We start from the raw sequence: 19,230 nt of genomic DNA, 5'->3' as shown, positions 1-19,230 counted from the left end.
AAGGAGTCTTTCATGGAACGAATCTTCTGCAAGATTAAACGCGTGAAGCGCAAGCTCGAAGGCAAGCGCATCACCGCCAAAGTCATGTCAGCCGTGCTCATCGCCAGCTCCATGCTCAACGCGTTCGCGCCCGTCGCGGCATACGCAGCCGAGCCGGAGCTTGCGACCGTCTCGCTCTCCGAGACCCAGCACGGCAAGCTCTCCTTCGACGGCACCGAGGACATGACGCTGGCCGTCGAGGTCGGCACCGATGTCACGGTGAACGTCACCCCGGATGAGGGCTACTTCTCCGACGGCATCACCGTGTTCAAGGATGAGGAGGACGGCAACGCCGTCGATGTCAAGGACGGTAAGGCCACCTTCACAGTTGAGGGCGACACCATCGTCACATCCACCTTCTACGCGAATGGGACTCCCGGCTCAGCGCCCTTTAAGGCCGTCGATGTCGATGAGGGCAAGGCATTCGCCAGTGTCGAGGGCTTCATCCGCGAACATGCAGATGCCCAGTACGTCGGCGAGGGCGATGAGCTGACCCGCGCGGACGTGCTCACCGTCACCACCTCCGTGGTCGATGGCGGCAAACTCCCCGACGCGACTCTCGACAAGCTCTGGGCTGATGAGGACGGTGACGGCTTCTCCGAGCATTGGGATGCACTTCTCTCCCAACCTGTCTCCCACGCCGTGCTCTTCGAGGTTGACCCGGATGCCGACTACTACGTCGGTTGGGCCGGTGCCGACATCTCGGGCGCAAAACTCACCGACTGGGGCGCTTCCGAGAACAACGCCGACGCGAAGATGCGCGAGGGTTTCATCGTGGACGAGGCCACCGGCCTCGTATATGTGCCCAAATCCTATACCGAGCTGAACGACAAGGGAGAGCCGATGGTGGCCTCCTCTCGAATCCAGCTCGTCTATACCGTCGAGAATGAGTCCGCCGAAGCGGCTTTCGATTTCAACAGCACCGTCAACGACGTGCGCGGCGACGTGGCCGGTAAGGGCAAGGTATCCCTTCCCGTGACAGCCGCGTCCACCAAGGTCACCCTAGCGACCGACGATGTAGCGCTTGAATCCCTGACCGGACGCACCATCGACAGCGTTACGGTCAACGGCATCGAGTACACGCCCGACATGGGAATGTGGCAGTACGATGCGGATACCGGTTCGCTTGAGTTCGCCATGGCCCCGGCGGGCATCCACGCCATGAACGTGAAGATGTCAGACAACTTCGGCAAGGGGGTCGCCAGCTTCTTCCGCATGCCCGAACCCCGCATGTCAGTGAACAACATCGGCACGTGGGAGTTCAAGAGCGCCCCTTGGGCCGGTCAGACATTCATCACCCGTGGAAAGAACGCCTACACCGGGCGCAACGTTCCAGGATACACGCTTCCGGCAGTCGAGAACCCCGGCGGCGGTAGGTACGAGAACAAGACAATCAATCAGGCCATGGGTTGGCAGGGCGTCGATGTCTCCCGCCTCCAAGCGGGCAACTACTCCATCGAGCGCACCGCTGAGATTTACGCCCAAGACAACGGAACGGTGAAAATCAACACGCCCGCTAAGCTGGCGCTCACCTGCGGCCATGTCGGCGTGAACCCTAGCTTCGGCTATGACCCGAACTACAACGAGCCAGCCGCGTCCGAAGACCAGTACGGCCAGCACGTCCGCGTCTTCTCCGTATCCGGTAACGAGGCTATTGTGGGCGTGACCGTTCCCACATCCCATACTCAAGCGGGAGCGGGATTCTTCCGCATCGGGTGGCGTGTCCTCGCCGGTCACATCAACCTGCATAAGACCAGCGCCAACCCGGGAATCACCGACGGTAACGACTGCTACTCCCTTGAGGGCGCGGAGTTCACCGTCCTCAATGCGACTGGGCAGACCATGGGCGTGCTGCGCACGAACGCCCATGGCGACACCAACACCCTTGAGCTTCCCGAGGGCACCTACACGGTGCGCGAGACCAAGCCGCCCAAGGGCTATCTGGCCGCGCCTGACCAGCAGGTCACGGTTCACGGCGGTCAGACCACCACGGTGCAGGTACAGGACAAGGCATCTTTTGACCCTGTGATGATAGCCCTTGGTAAGTTTGATGGTGATAAGGAATACAACGCCAACAACCTCCCGCAAGGTTCCGCCTCCCTTGAAGGTGCCGAGTTCACCATCGAGTATTTCGACACCGTGGATTACGACAACTACGATGCCCTCAAGAAGGCCGATGTGAAGCCGACGCGCACTTGGGTTGTTCGTACAGATGAAAATGGCCGCGCGTTCCTTGATAATGATTCACTTGTATCCGGTGATGAACTCTACTATCAGGATGGTGTTCCAATCCTTCCTCGCGGTTCTCTCGCCGTGTATGAATCAAAGGCTCCTACCGGTTACAAGTTGAACTCGAAGGTTGACTTCCAGAAGATTCAGGACAACTATCTCGAAGGTGTCACGACCTTTAATATGCCTGAAATCCCAGAGACGGTGATTCGCGGCGGCGTGTCCGTCCAGAAGCTCGACTCCGAGACTGGACAGACCCCGCAGGGCGGTGCCGATTTCAGCGGCATCACCTTCTCCATCATCAACGACAACCCCAACGCGGTCACGGTCGATGGCAAGAGCCACAACCCCGGTCAGACGGTGAAGACCATCGTCACTGACAAGAACGGCGTGGCGAAGACCTCTGCGGACTGCCTGCCTTACGGCAAGTACATCATCCGCGAGACGGCCACCAACGACGATTACCTCAACACCTCCAACGAGATGCGAGTGACGGTCTCTGAGGACGGTAAGATGTATTCCTTCACCGCCAAGGATGACATTGTTCGCGGTGGCGTGAAAATTACCAAGCATGACATCGAGACCGGCACCGGCGACCCGCTCGGCGGCGCGTCCCTCGACGGCACGAAGTTCGAGATTAAGACCCTCAACGAGAAGCCCGTCATCGTCTCCGGCGTGACCTATACCAAGGGTCAGGTCGTTCATGCCCTAACCATCAAGGATGGCGAAGCGAGCACCAGTGCTCATCTGCTGCCCTTCGGTCTCTACTCCATTCAGGAGGTCAAGGCCGGTGAGGGTTACCTGCTCACCGACGGCGAGCCGCATGAGTTCCGCATCGCCAAGGACGGCGTGCTGGTGAACCCCTTCGACGGCGCGTTCGAGAATCAGGTCATGCGCAGCGACCTTGAGTTCACCAAGAAGGGCGATGACGGCCAAGACCGCCTCGCCGGAGTGGCCTTCAAGCTCACCTCCAAGACCACCGGCGAGAGCCATGTGGTCGTGACGGATGAAAATGGCTACTTCTCCTCCGCCTCCTCTTGGAACAAGCACACCCATGAGACCAACGCCAACGACTGGGCGCTGGCTGCCGAGGGTGTCATCGACAGCTCCAAGCTGGATGCCACCGCAGGTGTCTGGTTCGGCGGCACCACGCCGGATGACTCCAAGGGCGCACTGCCCTACGACACCTACCTCATCGAGGAGCTTCGCTGCTCCGCCAACGAGGGCTATCAGCTCATCGAGACATCGGTCATCGTGAGCCGCGACGGCAAGGTGTACGACTTCGGCACCCTCACCGACGTGAAGGCCTCAATCACCACCAAGGCCTACGACCCGATGGATGGTGACTCGAACATCGGCATGGGTAACTTCCTCACGATTGAGGACAAGGTGGCCTACGCCAACCTCTTCCCCGGTCGCAACTACAAGCTGGTCGCGGAGCTGCACGATGCCAAGACCGGCGACCTGCTGTCCGGGGACGTGACGGAGCACACCTTCACGGCTCAGGAGCCTAGCGGTTTCGAGGTCGTTTCCATCAATGTTCCCGAGACTTATCAACATGCCGGTGAGACCATCACGGTCTACGAGAAGCTGTACGACGAGGGCGGTTCCCTCATCGCCAAGCACACCGACAAGGACGACGTGAACCAGCAGGTCACGGTCATCGCCCCTGAAATCGGCACCACCGCAGTGGATGGCGCGGACGGCGATAAGCTCGTCTCCACCGACGATGCGGCAACGGTGGTCGATACCGTCCATTACAAGAATCTCATCCCCGGGCGCAGCTACGCCCTCGTCGGTGCCCTCCTCGTGAAGAAGACCGCCGAGGATGGCGAGGTCACCGGTGAACCCCTTATGGTCGATGGCGCTCCCGTGGTGTCCTACACCACCTTCACGCCCGAGACCGCAGACGGCGATGCCGATGTGACCTTCACCTTCGACTCGCTGGCGCTCAAGGACGGCACCCAGCTCGTGGCTGCCGAAGTGCTCTTCGGCATTCCCTTGGAGCCAAGTGACCTCACCGAGCCTGATGCCGACGCGCTGCTCAAATTGATGGAGAATGCCGAAGACGTCTCCACTTTCCTCGCCAAGCACTTCGACATCGAGGATTTGGGCCAGACGGTCACCATCAAGAACCCCAAGATTGCCACCACCGCGCTGGATGGCATCGACAACGACAAGAACGTGGTCACCGACAGCGAGACGGTCATCGTGGATACCGTCGAGTACCACAACCTCGTCCCCGGCAAGGAATACACCCTCAAGGGTTCCATGCAGGTGAAGGGCGAGAAGGACGGCAAGCCCGTAGCGACGCCCCTTGAGGTGGGCGGCGAAGCCGTCACCGCAGAGACCACCTTCACCCCCGAGGCCGCACACGGCACGGTCAACGTGACCTTCGCCTTCGACTCCCGCGACCTTGAGGACGGCACCCAGCTCGTGGTGTTCGAGAACCTTGAGCGAAACGGCAATGTGCTCGTGACCCATGAGGACATCGAGGACATCAACCAGATGGTGGTCGTGACCGTCCCCGGTATCTCCACCTCCGCACGCGATGGTATCGACGGCGACAAGGATGTTGTCGTGGATGACGCGACCACGGTCATCGACACCGTGGAGTACAAGAACCTCGTCCCCGGCAAGGAGTACACCCTGAACGGCAAGCTCTATTCCAAGAGCACCGGCAAGCCCCTGATGGTGGGCGACAAGCCCGTCACGGGTCAGACCACCTTCACGCCTGAGAAGGCCGACGGCAAGGTCGAGGTGACCTTTACCTTCGACTCCCGTACCATCGCCGACAAGACGGACATCGTGGTCTTCGAGAGCCTTGTGCGCTCCGGCACCGAGCTTGCGTCCCACGCCGACATCGACGATAAGAACCAGACCGTCACCGTGACCCATCCTGAAATCGGCACCACTGCCGTGGATGGCGCGGATGGCGACAAGAACGTCATCACCGATGACACCACCGAGGTCATCGACACCGTGGAGTACACGGGACTCATCCCCGGCAAGGAGTACACCTTGAAGGGTACCCTCCATGTGAAGGTGACCGACGAGGAGGGCAACGTCACGGAGAAGGCTCTTGAGGTGGACGGCAAGCCCGTCACCGCAGAGACCACCTTCACGCCTGAGAAGGCCGACGGCAAGGTCGATGTGGTGTTCCACTTCAACTCTCTGACCATTCCCCACGACACGGAAATCGTGGCCTTCGAGTCCCTTGAGAAGAACGGCGTTGAAATCGCCGCCCATGCGGACATCAAGGACAAGGCGCAGACCGTCACGGTCAAGCACCCGTTCATCACCACCTCCGCACTGGACGGCATCGACGGCGACAAGAACATCGTCACCGATGACGAGACGGTCATCGTGGACACCGTGAAATACTCCGGCCTCATCCCCGGCAAGGAGTACACCTTGAAGGGTGCCATGCAGGTGAAGAAGTCCGATGAGGACGGCAACCTCACGGCGGAGCCTCTTGAGGTGGATGGCGAGCCGGTGACGGCTGAGACCACCTTCACGCCTGAGACCGCCAGCGGCGAGGTCGAGGTGACCTTCACCTTCGACTCCCGCACCATCGCCGACAAGACGGACATCGTGGTCTTCGAGTCCCTTGAGCGCACCGGTGTTGAAATCGCCAGCCATGCGGACATCGAGGACGGCAAGCAGACCACCACGGTCACCCGTCCGCAAATCGGCACTACCGCGCTGGACGGCCATGACGGCGACAAGAACGTCGTGACCGACGGCAAGACCACGGTCATCGACACCGTGGAGTACAAGAACGTCATCCCCGGCAAGACCTACACCTTGAAGGGCAGCCTCCATGTGAAGGTGACCGACGAGGAGGGCAACGTCACGGAGAAGGCTCTTGAGGTGGACGGCAAGCCCGTCACCGCAGAGACCACCTTCACGCCCGAGAAGAGCGACGGCAAGGTCGAGGTGACCTTCACCTTCGACTCCGCCGGCATCCCGCAGGACACCGAGATGGTCGCATTCGAGAGCCTTGAGAAGAACGGCGTCGAGCTTGTGGCCCACGCCGACATCGAGGACGGCAAGCAGACCACGACCGCCCATGTGACGGGCATCTCCACCACGGCCACCGACGGCCTCGATGGGGACAAGAACGTCATCGCGGATGCGGAGACCACCATCACCGATGAGGTGGCCTACGAGAACGCCCTGACCGGCATCGGTTACACCATGACCGGTATCCTCATGGATGCCGAGACCGGCCTTCCCATCCTCACGGGCGAGGGCAGCGAGAAGTACACCGAGGCGGATGTCGCGGCGTTCATGCAGCAGCTCCTCGACGTGCTCGGACTCTCCGCGCAGGATGAGGATGAGGGTATCGCCGACATCGTGGTCTCCGATGAGACCGCCGAGGACGGTTCGGTGAAGAAGTCCCAGACCGTGCGCGTCCATGCGGACGGCACCTTCGAGGTCATCGACACCACCTATGAGACCGATGAGGACGGCCTGACCTCCGCCACCGTGGACACCACCGGCAAGGTGGGCTACGATGCCCTGACCGATGAGCAGAAGGAAGCCGTCTCCGACGTGGCCGTGCTCAAGGACTCCGGTATCGTGCTCAACTACTCCGCCACCGGCGAGCTGCCGGTGTCCATCGACATGGATGCCCTCGGCAAGTTCATCGCCGACAACGAAGACCTCATCTCCCATCTGGTCTACCAGACCGCCGAGTTCACCCCGGAGAAGTACGACGGCACCGTGACCATGGACTTCCACTTCAACGCCAACGATGTCATCGACCGCCTCGGCGGCGAGACCAAGGACATCGTGGTGTTCGAGGTTATGTCCAAGAACGCGGTCGCGGATGAGGAGGGTTCCGCCCCCGTCATCGTCGCCTCCGAATGCGACCTCGACTCCGAGGAGCAGACCGTGAACCTCGTGCCCACCGTCATCGGCACCACCGCTACGGACAAGTCCGACGGCGACCACACGCTGATGGCCGGTAAGGATGCGGTAATCACCGACCGCGTGACCTACGAGGGCCTGATTCCGGGCAAGGAATACACCCTCAAGGCGACGCTCATGGACAAGAAGACCGGCGAGATGCTGTCCATCAACGACCAGCACGTCACCGCCGAACTCAAGTTCACGCCCAACAGCCAGAACGGCACCATCGACATCGACCTCGGCAAGTTCGACGCCTCCTCCCTCGACGGCCACGACCTCGTGGTGTTCGAGGAGCTGTACAAGCAGACCGAGCAGGGCAACGAGGCCACCGAGGTTCTGGTCGCCGAGCACAAGGACATCGACGATGAGGGGCAGACGGTCACCGTGACCACCACGCCTCCCGGCGGGTTCTTCGGCAAGACCGGCGGCAACGACTTCTTCATCGTGGTCTCCATCGCGGCACTCGCCGTGCTCGCGTGCGGCTGCGCCTACTACGGCATCAAGAACCGTCGCGCCGCGAAGGCCGAGGATGCCGCAGCCGATGAAGGCGACGACACTGACAACGGGGATGTCTCGGGCGACTCCGAGGCCTAACCCACTGCACATGTTGCGGGCGCTCCGTCCATGCGAATGGGGAGCGCCCGCCCTATCCCAGAAAGGGGGACACCCATGGATGACAAGAACCGTCTGAACGACGGAGAGAAACCGCAGACCCCCGCCGACCGCGAGGCCAAGGCCAAGCGCCGCATCCTCGTCGGTATCGCGGCGGGTGCCCTGCTCGTCGTCGGTCTCATCACCGGCGGCATCTACCTGTCCGGCAGGCAGGGTGGCACGCCCACAGCTCCCGGCTCTGGCACCCCGACTAGCCAGCAGGAGCAAGTCGATGGCGAGAAGCCCTGCGAGCACGACTGGACGGTCACCTACAAGACGGTGCATCACGACGCGGTGACCCACACCGAGAACGTCCCACCGGTCTACGAGGCCAAGACCAGCTACCACACCGTGTGCAACGACTGCCAGCAGACCATCGACGGCATCGCCGATGCGCATATCAAGGACACCGGTCACTCCGGTTACTCCACCAACGTGCCCATCACCGGCGAGGTGCTGGTGAGCGAGGGCTTCACCCGCGAGGTCACCGATTCCCCGGCCTACGATGAGTCCGTGCCGGACAAGCTCGTCTGCACGCTCTGCGGCGAGGAGAAACCGGCGACTGCCGAGTAGCGACCCTCTCCTTTTCAAGACCCGGCATCCTGCAATCGGGGTGCCGGGTCTTTCTCATGGAGACGATTCAAAAGCCAGAAACGACGGATGATATGATTAGAAGCTAGGAGGTGAACAGAATTGAAGAAGAGAACGAAATCGCGCATAGCTTTCGCGGCCTCAGCTGTCTTCCTGCTGAGCGCCGCAGCGATGTTCGCCTTCCTCCTCTATTGCAGGCAGGCGGCGCATACACCGCCCTCGCCAGACGCGGCCACCGAGTCCACGGTGGAGGACGGCGATGGGTTTCCTGCGGTCGATTGGGATTACTGGCAGGACATCAACCCGGATGTCATCGGCTGGGTCACCATCCCCGGCACCACCGTGGACTCCCCCATCCTGCAAGCCCATGGAGACGCCCCCGGCTATTACCTCAAGCACGACGTGTACGGCAACTACAACCCAGCCGGTGCCATCTACCTTGATGCCGATTGCGAGGAGCTGGGGCTGTCCAGCCGCAACGCCGTCATCTTGGGGCATCATTTCTGGAACGACAAGAAGGTGGCCCCCATGGGAACCGTCGCCGATTACAAGGACGAGGACTTCGCCCGCGAGCACGCCCGCGTGCTCATCCAGACCCCGACCTCGAAGATGACCTACGAGGCGCGGTTCGCGCAGATAGTCAACGGTCGCGAGCGCAACAAGCGCATCGACTTCGAGGGTGAGGCGGACTTCCGCGCATGGTACGGCGAATCGCGTGCGAACGCCGCCATGGTGCTCGATGTTGAGACGGAACCGGGTCAGGTCATCTCGCTCGTCACCTGCTCCTATAACATCTGGGTCGATAACGAGCGCACCGTCCTCGTCACGAGTATGCAAGAAACGGCCAAGAATCAAGCCGAAAATACGCAAATCGCACCAGACGCATCCTGAGACCGTTCCAGGCGGTTTGCCATGTTGCCGGGGGCTGAACTCGACACCATCCTCCCAAGACCCCGCAGAAACGATTCTGTGGGGTCGTTTTTTCTTCAACCACCGAAAATCGGCGTCAGGTGGCCCGCCACGCGCGTTGATATAATGATGCCATCGGCTGACGCGGAAAGGACTGAAATGAAAGAGCAGAAGAAATCGAAGTCGCTTGAAATCGTGGAGAAACAGCGTGCGCTTGTGGTCGAGAAGATTATCGAGGACATGAAACGCGACGGACTCCATTGGTCGGAACCCTACATCCCCTCCCTCAGTCCCCACAACCCGGTATCCGGCACGGTGTATCAGGGCGGCAACCGCCTCCATCTCGGTTTCGTGGGCTACATGCGCGGGTTCACGGACAACCGTTGGTGCACCTTCAACCAGATTCGCGATAGCGGCTGGCACCTCAAGAAGGGGGCCAAGGCCGCGCTCATCGAGAAATGGCGCGAGTTCTCCATCAAGGAGGAGAACAAGGACACGGGTGAGAAGGAGGTCACCGGCCACTACCTGCGCTGCGTGGGCTATTGGAACGTCTTCAACGCCAGCGAGATTGAGGGCATCCCCGCCCCACCGGCACCGGAGCATGTGAGCGACCGCACCGCCGCTATCGCGGACGACCTCATCCTCTCCTCCCGGTGCCCTATCGTGGAATCCATGCGCTATCAGGGGAGCGCCGGTTACGCCCCCGGCTCCGACCGCATCCTCATCGCCCCGCGCGAGACCTTCCTATCGGATGAGACGTTCACTCGCGTACTCCTGCACGAGATGACCCATTCGACCGGACACCCCTCCGCCCTCAATCGCGGCTGCAACACTGACTTCGGAAGCCCCGAGTATGCGCAGGAGGAGCTTGTGGCCGAACTCGGCTCCCTTTTCCTCTCCGCAGACCTCGGCATCCAGAACACCGACTACGAGGGCGAGCATTACGAGAACCACGTCTCCTACCTGCAATCGTGGATGCACGCGCTGGAAGACGACCCATCATACCTGTTCAAGGCGGCGGCGAAGGCCGATAAGGCGGGCACCCTCATCATCGGGCGCTACAACGATGTCTTGGAGAAGCGCCGCGACCGCGACGTGGAACGTGCACCCGAGAAGGTGTCCCTCAAGGGCGAAGTCACAGCCATGAAGGACGCGGCGAAGAGCCATGATGAACAGGCCAAAGCGCCTGAAATCGCGGTCTCCGCGCGGTAGAAAACAGTTGTGGAAATGGCTGAAATGTAGTATAATAGTAGTGTAGAAAACTATCAACATTAGAAGTAGAAAGGCACTATAAGCGAGGTGAAGGAGGATGAAATATATGCCGAAAGTGATTGAACCGACTCCATGGAGCTTCACCATCGAGTTCGATGAGAACAAGGCGAAACGCAATGGGTACGACATCGAAACACTCTACGATTACACGGACAGGAACCTCTCTCGGTACGGATGTATCCGCATCGCTCAAGGGACTTGGAAGGCGACTGACGGCGATGAGGTCGAGTCGCAGTGCCTCGCGTTGTCACTGTTGTCCAGAACCGGATGGGTCATGCGTAATATCAAGTCCATGACCGCTTTTGAGGACGACTGCGATGAGCAGGTTGACTACCTTGATGTCTTGCGCCGCAACAATCCAGAGCGCTTATACGCATGACGGCGATGATGTACCATGTCGCACAAACGCAAGGCATTCAATTTCGATTTGGATAACGAGAAGCTAGAGGAGTTATATCCATCTCCTTCTGGTAGCACCACGAGTTACAACAACGCATGGTCGAAAATCAAGGCTTTCATGGAGGCCAACGGATTCGAGCATTCCCAGTATTCGGGATACGAATCTATCCATGGAATGTCCTATGCCGACGCATTCTCGGTTTTGGAGAGACTGCAAGCGACGTTCCCATGGTTCAGGGAATGCGCCCAAGCTGCAACCCTCACCGAAATCGGCAAGCGCCATGATGTCCTTGAGCACCTTGACCATATCAATGATGAGGTGGAACTTCCAGATGAGCCTGAACCTCATGCAACCCTTCAATCTGAGATGAAGGCCATGAGGAAAGCAGCAAGAGCATTAGAGAATAACACCGGGCAAAATCGAGAAGCACCGGTAAAGAATAACGAACGATAAGTACTAAGCGAGGTGAGGAAAGGTGAAATACGAGATTCTTGACGGACGTTACAAAGTTCCCGTACTGACCAAAGAATGGAAAGCGATGTGGTTCGTACTTGGAATGTTCTTTCAATATATCGCGGTAATCTATGCCCTCATCTTCTATCGTCTGAAATATCGAAATCTTCCGACGGTCGCAAAAGTCGCAACCAAATGGTCTGCCATCGGGTCATGGCTCATGTTCGGAGTCGTAATTTGTGGATACTATATCTTCGCCTTGTGCCATTGAGGGCATTCAACTAGATACGTCTTTCGTTCGGGTTTCCATATGACCTGCATGAAGCCCCGGTATAAACCGGGGCTTTTCCTTTGCATGAAATCGGCGCGGAGCCGTTGTCAACGGGAGCGTGGAATACCGGAGCCTTGGCGAGGATATGCCGCGAAAGCCCGTTTACAGGAGGCTCACAGGGAATCCTCTCGGTAAAGGAAAGGAGGCCTCCTGCTTTCCCTGCCCTCCGGCGAGGATGGGTTCGGGTAAAACCCGAGATACGGGTCAAGGGACGCGTCCCTTGCGGGGTTCGGGGTGGAATCCCGAGATGGATTGCACGGCACTGATATGACGAAGCCCCCGGCTGGTAACCGGGGGCTTTTCTTTTTGCAAGATAGAGCAACTTACAAAACTGTAATCCAGTATTCTATTTAGCCGCACCGCAGGAGCAGGCATATCCGATAGTAACAGTCTCGTCCCATGCAGGAGAAACTTCAACAGTCTCGTCCCATGCTTGCTCTAATACTATATTGATAGTATGATAGCCCATGCAATTAGTGTTTCCACTGTCTAGTTGAGAGTTGCAATGTGCTTTCCAAGCTCCATACGAATCAAACTGAGCGAAACATCCATTACACTCGACACCGGTTCCATACACCGCATCATGATGAATCGTCTGATACACAGCATCGTGATGCACAACCGTGGTCTGGGGAACCCAGTTATGGGTGTGCTGCGGCTTGCTCTCACCGCCACCGCTGTTCGAGCTACCACCCCCGCCATTTGAGCCGGAGTTCCCACCGTTACCACCGCCAGATGCACTGCCGCTGTTGTCATTGCCACCGGTCTCGGGGGCAGGCGTACCATCGCTGTTACCTGACGGCTCGTCGGTCACGCCCTCCTCGGCCTTTTGGCTCTCCTCATCCACCTTGTCCTTGTCGGCGTTCGGGTTCGCCTTGGCGTTCTCCTTGACCAGTTCGATGACCTTGGTGCCGTTCACTCCGGTCAGGGTCTCGTCGCCCTTCTTCACGGCCTCGCCGACGGACTTCACGATGGCGTTGAGCGCATCCGCGTCAGCCTTGTCAGCTGCGATGGGCTTGAACTCGAAGGGCAGTTCATCCCCCGTGTCCTTCCCATCCTTGTCTTCGACCCCGGACTTCACCTTGGCGGTCTTGGGGACCTCGTAGGTGGAGCCGTCCTTGTCCACGGGGCTAATGAAGGAGACCTCGTACTCGCCCTCTGCTGGCACGTCGAGCGCATGCGGCTCGTTCGCGTCGTAGGCGTGGTAGTAGTCCACCTTCTCTTCCTTGTTCACGATGTGGGCGATGACCGGCGAGGACTCGCCCTTCACCCAGCCGTCCGACTTGGCACCGAGCTGGATGACCTGCTGCTCCTGCTTCTCAGTCTGCTCGATGGGCGTAGGCTCCTTCGGCTCCGGCTTTTGCGAAGCCGCGTACCAGACACCGCCTCCGATGAGGGCGATTGCCAGCAGCCCGCCGAGTCCGGCCATCACGGCCTTCTTCTTGTCGAACTCATGGCCGAAGAGCACGATGGTGCCCTTCTTCCCGGTGTCCTCATCTTCAATCGGGACATGCGGCATCTGCTTTGTGCCCATCTCCTGTTTATCCTTATCGAAATCCTTCTTGTCTTCCATGACCAATCTTCCTTTCAATCCCGCGCCGCGAGCGCGGCGCTTACTTCAATCTGAACCTATATGTATGTGTCCGCGTCATCCGCATAGGGCGAAATCACGCGCATCTTCGAGCCTGCGTGTTACGAGAACATCTGCCAGACGATGTGGACCAAGATGAACAGCACGAGCATGAGCGCCGTCCACTTGAGGAAATGGAACATGCGGTCCGGCAGGGTGACCATCGCAAGGCGCTCGATACGCCGCTTCGACTCCAAGACCATCGTGTCGATGGCCTTCTTACTGCGCTGCGTCGCCTCGTCTATGTTGCGAAGGGTTATCTCCTGCGCTTTCTCCTGCGCTTTGTTCACGCCGTTGAGCGCGGCCTGCTCTGCGGAATGGGTCTCGTCCTTGGTGCTGTTGTACAGCTCCTCGACCCTATCAACCAGATTGCGCATCTCATAGAGCGTCTGGTCCATCTTCTTCACGGCCTGATTGACCTCGGCCCTCTGGGCATCCACGCTCTCCTTGAGCTTCTTCACGGAACCGGAGAGCCTTCGGTAATCGCTGAGGTCATCGGCCTTCTCCTCGTTCTCGCCAACCAGCTTGCGGCCTGCGGCACGCATCTCACGCGCCTCCTCGCTGAGGTTCCTGACTCCGCTGATGTGCGTCTCGACGCGCTCGTCATCGCGTTCCATATCCTCCCCTTGCCCTAGAGATTCCTTGACGTTCTTCGCGCTATATGCCATGCCGTCACGCCCCCTTCTCGCCCACCAGTCTGGTGCGGGTGTGGAAATCATCGCCTATGAGACCGGTTCGCATGAAGTTCTGCAAGGCATCGGCCACGGTGATGGCGGTCTGGCCGTCATCACATTGGGCCACGCAACACCAGTTGCCCGGTCGGTGCTCCAATGCGTGGGCGCGGCGCACCTCCACGACCCACTTCTCCGTCGCCTGCTCCTTACTCATAGAACTCCTCCTGCTCGTGATAATCCTCGCAACTGATATATTCCGGGCAGTTGCGAGGGTCGATGCGGCATCCATCCAAATCGGTGTATTCGCATCCCAGATTTCTGCCGAGCCAATGGGCGCAATCCGCCTCCCTGCATTCTTTGTTAGCCATTCGTTCTCCTTTCCATGCAATAGTATTATACCATACTATATCAATAGTAAACTACTTTTCTCCAATTTTACCCATCTCCGACCGAAGCTCGAAGATGTTCGCCAAGATGAAGGCGATGCCGAAGTGGGTCATGGCATCCGCCCCATCGGGTCCGCCGCTGAGCCACCGAGCTATCGCGATGAGTGCCCAGATGGCGGCTATCGCGTACCAGAGGATGCTTTGGATGAGGTCGCCGTCCACCTTACTCATCGGTGCGGACCTCCCCGTTCTTCCTCATCTTATGACGCATCACCTGTATGGCACGCACGCTCCTGCCGGTCATGCGGGAGGTTGGGTATCTTCACGGGACCGCTACTTAGCGCACGTCCGTTCGCTCATGCCCGCGCTCATCCTTACCCATGGACGGGGCCTCGCGGCGCGGCTGGCTACCGGACCCGCTCGTACCGCCGCCCTTCTTGGGCTTGCGTGCATAGGGGACCTCGGAGGCCATCTCGACGCGCAACTCGTCGGCACCGCGACGGTACGCGAGCCACAGTCGCTTCACCTCGGGGTCGTCCACGACCTCCTTGGGCGGGCGCTTGAGTTCGAGCTTCGGGAACGCGGCGAGGGCGGTGCCCTCCAAGCCATGCGCCTTCTTGCGGTAATCGAGGTAGGTCTTCCTCATCTCCTCTAGGTAGGCATCGCGGATGCCGGTGACGCGCTGGCGCTCGGCCTCGACGGCTGCACGGGCCTCGGCGATTTCCGCGCCCTTGGCCTCGATGTCCGCCTCCACGTTCTGCAAGAAGCGGTCCTCAAGGCCGTTCGCGTTCAGGTCGGCATCGAGCTTCGCGAGGGAGAAGGAATATTTGGAGTTGTCGGTGTCGGTGACATAGAGCCTGCCCTTGCGAAACTGGGTGTCAACGCCCCAGCCCTCAAGCATCTCACGATACTCGTAGATGTTCTCGGCCCTGTCAGCTGCGAGGCGGCACAGCTCGCGCAGGTTCATCTTGTAGGACTCCCCACCGCGCCCCTCTATCTCCTTCTCCACCTTCGACGGCTGCTTCTTATGGACGGAGGAATTGCGCTCGTCGCGCTCCACCTGCTTCAAGCCCCATGCCTTGTCCATCTTGCGGATGCGGGAGGCACGGCGAACCTTCGCCTCCTTGCCCCTACCCTCATCCAATCGCTTCCCGGTTGAGAGGTCGCTGCGGTTTATGACGATATGGACCGCATAGCGATGGGTCTTGTCCTCCTTGCAATACTCGTTGTGAAGGGCGAAGACCACCTCTTGGTTCGGGTAATAGGTGCCGACGTAATCCCTCGCATATCTCATGCAGTCCTCCGGCGTGAGCTTGCCGCCGTTTAGGTCGCACTCGTCGGGAAGAAAGGCCACGATTTGATGGAACAGCACTGTGTTCTTGGCCTCCTTCAACTCACCGGTCTTCCTATCGCGGATGCGACGGGCGGCCTTATCATGCCCGAAAGTCTTGCGGGTGCGCTCCATGTAACTCGCCCACCGCTTCAAGTCCTTGCACTCCTCCATGTTCTGGGAATCGCGCAGGAGCACCTTCTTGTCATCGTTTATGTAGGCTCGGAGGTTTCGCTGATGGGATTTGCTGCTCACCCCTCCCTGTTTGATGATGGTCATGGCTCTACCTCCGTTTAGGCCGTTGTTTCATCGGCATCACCGCTATCGACATATTTCCAGTGATAACCGCCCGAGGTTCCACCACGCTTTAATGCGCTCCAGACGGCACTTGCTGAAAACCCCATGCTCCGCGCAGCGGCACACGCAGACCTAAATATTTCCCCGGTCTCGCAACACATGACGGCACGCCACCTTTCTTTCTTGAACGGAGGAACAGGTTTCTCAACATCTGCGAACCGCCAATGATAACCACCTGCTCTTCCGCCAGACTTGAGAGCCACAATGATATTGCTGGGTTTTTTCTGACCGATGTCTATGGCAGCATCGGTTATACTGTCGTATTTCTTCCCAGTCTCCACGCATATGACCGGAATTGTTCTGCTGGGTCTTATTGACATGGATGAATCATCTATATAGTGAAAATGAAAACCTTTCGTTGCTTGTCCAGACCTTGCAGATTTACTAACGCCACTAATGGTCAATCCCATCTCATATGCAGCAACGCCGGTGCTGTCAAAGACCTCGCCTGTCTCGACACATACTACGGCTTTGCGGTCTTTAACTCTCTTGAAGCTATCCGGTGTTGGACGCTCGTCAGTTTCGTAATACCAGTGGTAGCCACCTGATGCTGTATGATTCTCGATGGAGATGGAAATTGCACGTTTGTGAACACCGATGGCGCGGGCGGCATCGGCTACGGATTCAAACAGCTCACCTGTTTCATAGCAAACAACGCTTCTTTTAGTCATGGGAATCATCTCGAAGCCAAGATTGACTAAACGCTGCTCTTGTTCTTTTGTGAGTTTCCCTTCCCTCCAAAGCCTTCTAAGGGACTCTTTTATGTTTTTGAGGTCGTTTCCATGCGAAGTATAAGTATAGCCACGCTCATCCGTTTCTACCGCTCCCACCGCAACGGCTTGTTCGAGAATGGAAATCCTCTCGTCAGCATCTACTTGTGGATGCAGAGCTTGTTGTAATTCCTTCGCTAAACTACGGGAGTCCTTGACTGCATCAATGACCTTGAAGTCGCGTGGCGTGTAAAGTGGATTTACTTTCTTGTCAGTCAGACTCTTGTATGCCCGCCGCATCCGCTCGCGCGTCACAGAGATACCACCAAGCAACCCAAAGTTGTTGCACAGGTCGAACACAACCGGGGCCTGATTCCCGCCAGAAGAGAGGGCGCGACCAAGCTGTTGATGGAAGATGACCGGGGATTTCGTAGGGCGAACCATCACAATCGCGTCGATTCCTTTGACATGAACCGCTTCGTTGAGTTGGTTGATGCAGTACAGTACCTTCAACGCACTACTGTCATCCGCCTTGAAGTTCTTGAACGATAGGGAAGCGTAAGGGTCTTTACTTGTTGTCTTATAAACATGGATTTCATCGTTCACTTCACCGAACCACTTATGAGAGAGAAGCATGAACTCGTTCAGCTTTGCTTCACGCGGGCAGAAGACGATGACCTTACCATCACGCTTTTTAAGATGCTTAGCGATGATGCGGTCGATGCCATCCGCATCTTGGAGCGAGCGGCGCAGCTCCTCGTATTTCTTGACGAACTTGGAATGTTTCTTCTTTTCGTGTACCTTGTCGATGGAGACCTTCAACTCGCCAAGTTCTTTCGGCGCATCGTAAAGGGCGATGATGTACTTTGGGATAGGCAGGATACCGCGAAGCCACGCCTCCTCAAGCTCCATACTGCTCGCCACATTGCCCTCGAACATCTCGTCTGCCATGTTGCGCCCGTTGTCCGAGTAGCGAATGGGTGTGGCGGTGAAGCCGATGACCTTCGCTTCGGGATTGCTTTCAATAACGTATTGCACGCCCTTGCCCCACTCGGGCGCTCCGCAATGGTGGAACTCGTCGGCGATTATCACATCACATTTCGGGGCGGCAACCTCGTTCCTTGCCGCGACCGAATCCGGGCGCGAAGTCAGCAAGGTTCGCCATCTGGTCGGCGAACATGTACTCGTTGGTGCCGAGCAGGAGGAATCGCATCTTCGGATTGTCCTGCACAAGTTTGGCGATGATGACAAACTTGCCGGTGCCGGTGGGCTGCACCACGCAGGCGCGGTCGCTCACCTCAAGCATTTTGCAGAGCTTGTCATAGGCCGTCTGGTTGTGCGGGTAAAGCTCGATTTGGGAATCCATGTCAGTTGTCCTTTCTGTCCTTGATTTCCTTACATCCAATATAGGACCTTACGTTCGCAGTGCGGGCACTTCGCCGGTAACCCGGCGAGCACGCGGCGCTCATCCAAGTTGAAGCCATAGGCAAATGTATGGCCGCACTTGGAGCACTCGTACCACCACTCCACCGCATGACGTTTCCTGTTGTGCTTGGCTTTGCATTTGACGGTGCAGAACGAATCGTCCTTCGGTTGGATGGTGAGCATCAGGAATCCTCCTCTTCCATATCGTCACTCAACTCCAAATTGACCATGACGTTTCCTCTCCGTGCCTCTTCCTCAAGAGATAAGAGCGCCGCTTTCGTTTGCAAGAACACGGTTCGCTCGTTCTCAAGGGTCGGGATGACATGGCTCTCGTTGAACGCATCGAGTCCGTAAGTGTTGCAGAACTTCATGAGCTGGTTCAGGTTCACGCCGTGTTTGTGCAACTCGAAGAGCGTCTTGCTGAGAACCGAGGTGTCGATGACGTTGATGGTCAGGTTGTCCGAGTGGATGAGCGAGCTGCGCACGAAATCGGAAACGGTGAGGCCGACTTTCTTGGCTTTGCGTTTCAGGATATTCCGTTCCTTCTCTGTCACACGAACGAGAATGTACTTTTCTTTTTTCCCCACTTGTGATTACACCTCCCTCATAGCAATGATTAACCAAATAAGAAACGGTGCCGCCGCCGTTTCCAAAACTGCGAAAAGCCGCCTTTTCGCTTAAACGAAAATCAGTGGAATGGTATCTATTATTAGGTACCTGACAACCGATTGAGGAAACCCTTTTGGTAGGCTCCTAAAGCCGCCCAAAAGCAAGATGGAAGGGGATATACAAGTGCGGTTTTACCGCGATTGTATATACACTTCCCAAATCTTGCAACTCGAAGAGCGACCTTGGTCGGTGAGCACTGCTATTGTAGCAGTGCGAGAGCCTTCCCGGACGGGAAATAGGGGTGCCGCCGCCCCTAT

The 19,230-nt window shown here is 58.1% G+C and carries 15 protein-coding genes; 6 read left to right on the top strand and 9 right to left on the bottom strand.

Annotated features, from left to right (window positions below; genetic code table 11):
- The first annotated feature begins 12 nt into the window (after window positions 1–12).
- The 6 genes from EAI80_RS01115 to EAI80_RS01090 all read left to right on the top strand — a co-directional run bounded on the left by EAI80_RS01115 (window position 13) and on the right by EAI80_RS01090 (window position 11,461).
- Window positions 13–7,779, top strand: a complete 7,767-nt coding sequence (locus EAI80_RS01115; RefSeq protein WP_129980619.1) for a VaFE repeat-containing surface-anchored protein — start codon at window positions 13–15, stop codon at window positions 7,777–7,779.
- 75 nt (window positions 7,780–7,854) lie between these two features.
- Window positions 7,855–8,409 carry a hypothetical protein gene (locus tag EAI80_RS01110; protein ID WP_129980618.1) on the top strand — a complete coding sequence of 185 codons (555 nt, stop codon included), beginning with the start codon at window positions 7,855–7,857 and terminating at the stop codon, window positions 8,407–8,409.
- A 120-nt stretch (window positions 8,410–8,529) separates the two neighbouring features.
- Window positions 8,530–9,318, top strand: coding sequence for a class B sortase (locus EAI80_RS01105; protein WP_129980617.1), 789 nt, complete (start codon window positions 8,530–8,532; stop codon window positions 9,316–9,318).
- Between the two features lie 177 nt (window positions 9,319–9,495).
- Window positions 9,496–10,548, top strand: a complete 1,053-nt coding sequence (locus tag EAI80_RS01100; protein WP_161220256.1) for a zincin-like metallopeptidase domain-containing protein — start codon at window positions 9,496–9,498, stop codon at window positions 10,546–10,548.
- A 106-nt stretch (window positions 10,549–10,654) separates the two neighbouring features.
- A complete protein-coding gene (locus tag EAI80_RS01095) occupies window positions 10,655–10,987 on the top strand; it encodes a hypothetical protein (RefSeq protein WP_129980615.1) in 333 nt (110 codons plus the stop codon).
- A gap of 15 nt (window positions 10,988–11,002) precedes the next feature.
- Entirely contained in the window at window positions 11,003–11,461 is a 459-nt protein-coding gene (locus tag EAI80_RS01090; RefSeq protein ID WP_129980614.1) for a hypothetical protein, read from the top strand.
- A 677-nt stretch (window positions 11,462–12,138) separates the two neighbouring features.
- On the opposite strand, the gene EAI80_RS01085 is transcribed toward EAI80_RS01090, so the two are convergent.
- The 9 genes from EAI80_RS01085 to EAI80_RS01055 all read right to left on the bottom strand — a co-directional run bounded on the left by EAI80_RS01085 (window position 12,139) and on the right by EAI80_RS01055 (window position 18,891).
- The gene (locus EAI80_RS01085) at window positions 12,139–13,365 is read right to left on the bottom strand and encodes a hypothetical protein (RefSeq protein ID WP_129980613.1); all 1,227 of its coding nucleotides are present in this window, start codon (window positions 13,363–13,365) and stop codon (window positions 12,139–12,141) included.
- Window positions 13,366–13,484: 119 nt separating this feature from the next.
- A complete protein-coding gene (locus EAI80_RS01080) occupies window positions 13,485–14,090 on the bottom strand; it encodes a hypothetical protein (protein WP_129980612.1) in 606 nt (201 codons plus the stop codon).
- A 4-nt stretch (window positions 14,091–14,094) separates the two neighbouring features.
- Complete coding sequence (locus EAI80_RS01075) at window positions 14,095–14,310, bottom strand: hypothetical protein (protein WP_036745239.1); 216 nt, start codon at window positions 14,308–14,310, stop codon at window positions 14,095–14,097.
- Window positions 14,303–14,464, bottom strand: a complete 162-nt coding sequence (locus tag EAI80_RS13285; RefSeq protein ID WP_153903708.1) for a hypothetical protein — start codon at window positions 14,462–14,464, stop codon at window positions 14,303–14,305. The genes EAI80_RS01075 and EAI80_RS13285 overlap by 8 nt, the downstream gene beginning before the upstream one ends.
- A 51-nt stretch (window positions 14,465–14,515) precedes the next feature.
- Complete coding sequence (locus EAI80_RS01070) at window positions 14,516–14,713, bottom strand: hypothetical protein (protein ID WP_129980611.1); 198 nt, start codon at window positions 14,711–14,713, stop codon at window positions 14,516–14,518.
- A gap of 106 nt (window positions 14,714–14,819) precedes the next feature.
- Window positions 14,820–16,091, bottom strand: coding sequence for a relaxase/mobilization nuclease domain-containing protein (locus EAI80_RS01065; protein ID WP_129980610.1), 1,272 nt, complete (start codon window positions 16,089–16,091; stop codon window positions 14,820–14,822).
- Between the two features lie 14 nt (window positions 16,092–16,105).
- On the bottom strand, window positions 16,106–17,971 hold the full coding sequence (locus EAI80_RS01060; protein ID WP_161220255.1) for a helicase-related protein: 1,866 nt from the start codon (window positions 17,969–17,971) through the stop codon (window positions 16,106–16,108).
- A 1-nt stretch (window position 17,972) separates the two neighbouring features.
- Complete coding sequence (locus EAI80_RS13280) at window positions 17,973–18,245, bottom strand: DEAD/DEAH box helicase family protein (RefSeq protein ID WP_161220254.1); 273 nt, start codon at window positions 18,243–18,245, stop codon at window positions 17,973–17,975.
- Window positions 18,246–18,486: 241 nt separating this feature from the next.
- Entirely contained in the window at window positions 18,487–18,891 is a 405-nt protein-coding gene (locus EAI80_RS01055) for a hypothetical protein (protein WP_129980608.1), read from the bottom strand.
- Window positions 18,892–19,230 lie beyond the last annotated feature (339 nt).

The organism is Catenibacterium sp. co_0103 (assembly GCF_004168205.1).
Lineage (GTDB): Bacteria > Bacillota_I > Bacilli_A > Erysipelotrichales > Coprobacillaceae > Catenibacterium > Catenibacterium mitsuoka_A.
This window is presented reverse-complemented; position numbering and strand designations above follow the sequence as displayed.

Bases quoted from the DNA above. Each gene is read 5' to 3' on its own strand.
- EAI80_RS01115 (WP_129980619.1), top strand. From the start codon at position 13: ATGGAACGAATCTTCTGCAAGATTAAACGCGTGAAGCGCAAGCTCGAA.
- EAI80_RS01110 (WP_129980618.1), top strand. From the start codon at position 7,855: ATGGATGACAAGAACCGTCTGAACGACGGAGAGAAACCGCAGACCCCC.
- EAI80_RS01100 (WP_161220256.1), top strand. From the start codon at position 9,496: ATGAAAGAGCAGAAGAAATCGAAGTCGCTTGAAATCGTGGAGAAACAG.
- EAI80_RS01095 (WP_129980615.1), top strand. From the start codon at position 10,655: ATGCCGAAAGTGATTGAACCGACTCCATGGAGCTTCACCATCGAGTTC.
- EAI80_RS01090 (WP_129980614.1), top strand. From the start codon at position 11,003: ATGTCGCACAAACGCAAGGCATTCAATTTCGATTTGGATAACGAGAAG.
- EAI80_RS01085 (WP_129980613.1), bottom strand. From the start codon at position 13,365: ATGGAAGACAAGAAGGATTTCGATAAGGATAAACAGGAGATGGGCACA.
- EAI80_RS01080 (WP_129980612.1), bottom strand. From the start codon at position 14,090: ATGGCATATAGCGCGAAGAACGTCAAGGAATCTCTAGGGCAAGGGGAG.
- EAI80_RS01075 (WP_036745239.1), bottom strand. From the start codon at position 14,310: ATGAGTAAGGAGCAGGCGACGGAGAAGTGGGTCGTGGAGGTGCGCCGC.
- EAI80_RS13285 (WP_153903708.1), bottom strand. From the start codon at position 14,464: ATGGCTAACAAAGAATGCAGGGAGGCGGATTGCGCCCATTGGCTCGGC.
- EAI80_RS01070 (WP_129980611.1), bottom strand. From the start codon at position 14,713: ATGAGTAAGGTGGACGGCGACCTCATCCAAAGCATCCTCTGGTACGCG.
- EAI80_RS01065 (WP_129980610.1), bottom strand. From the start codon at position 16,091: ATGACCATCATCAAACAGGGAGGGGTGAGCAGCAAATCCCATCAGCGA.
- EAI80_RS13280 (WP_161220254.1), bottom strand. From the start codon at position 18,245: ATGGATTCCCAAATCGAGCTTTACCCGCACAACCAGACGGCCTATGAC.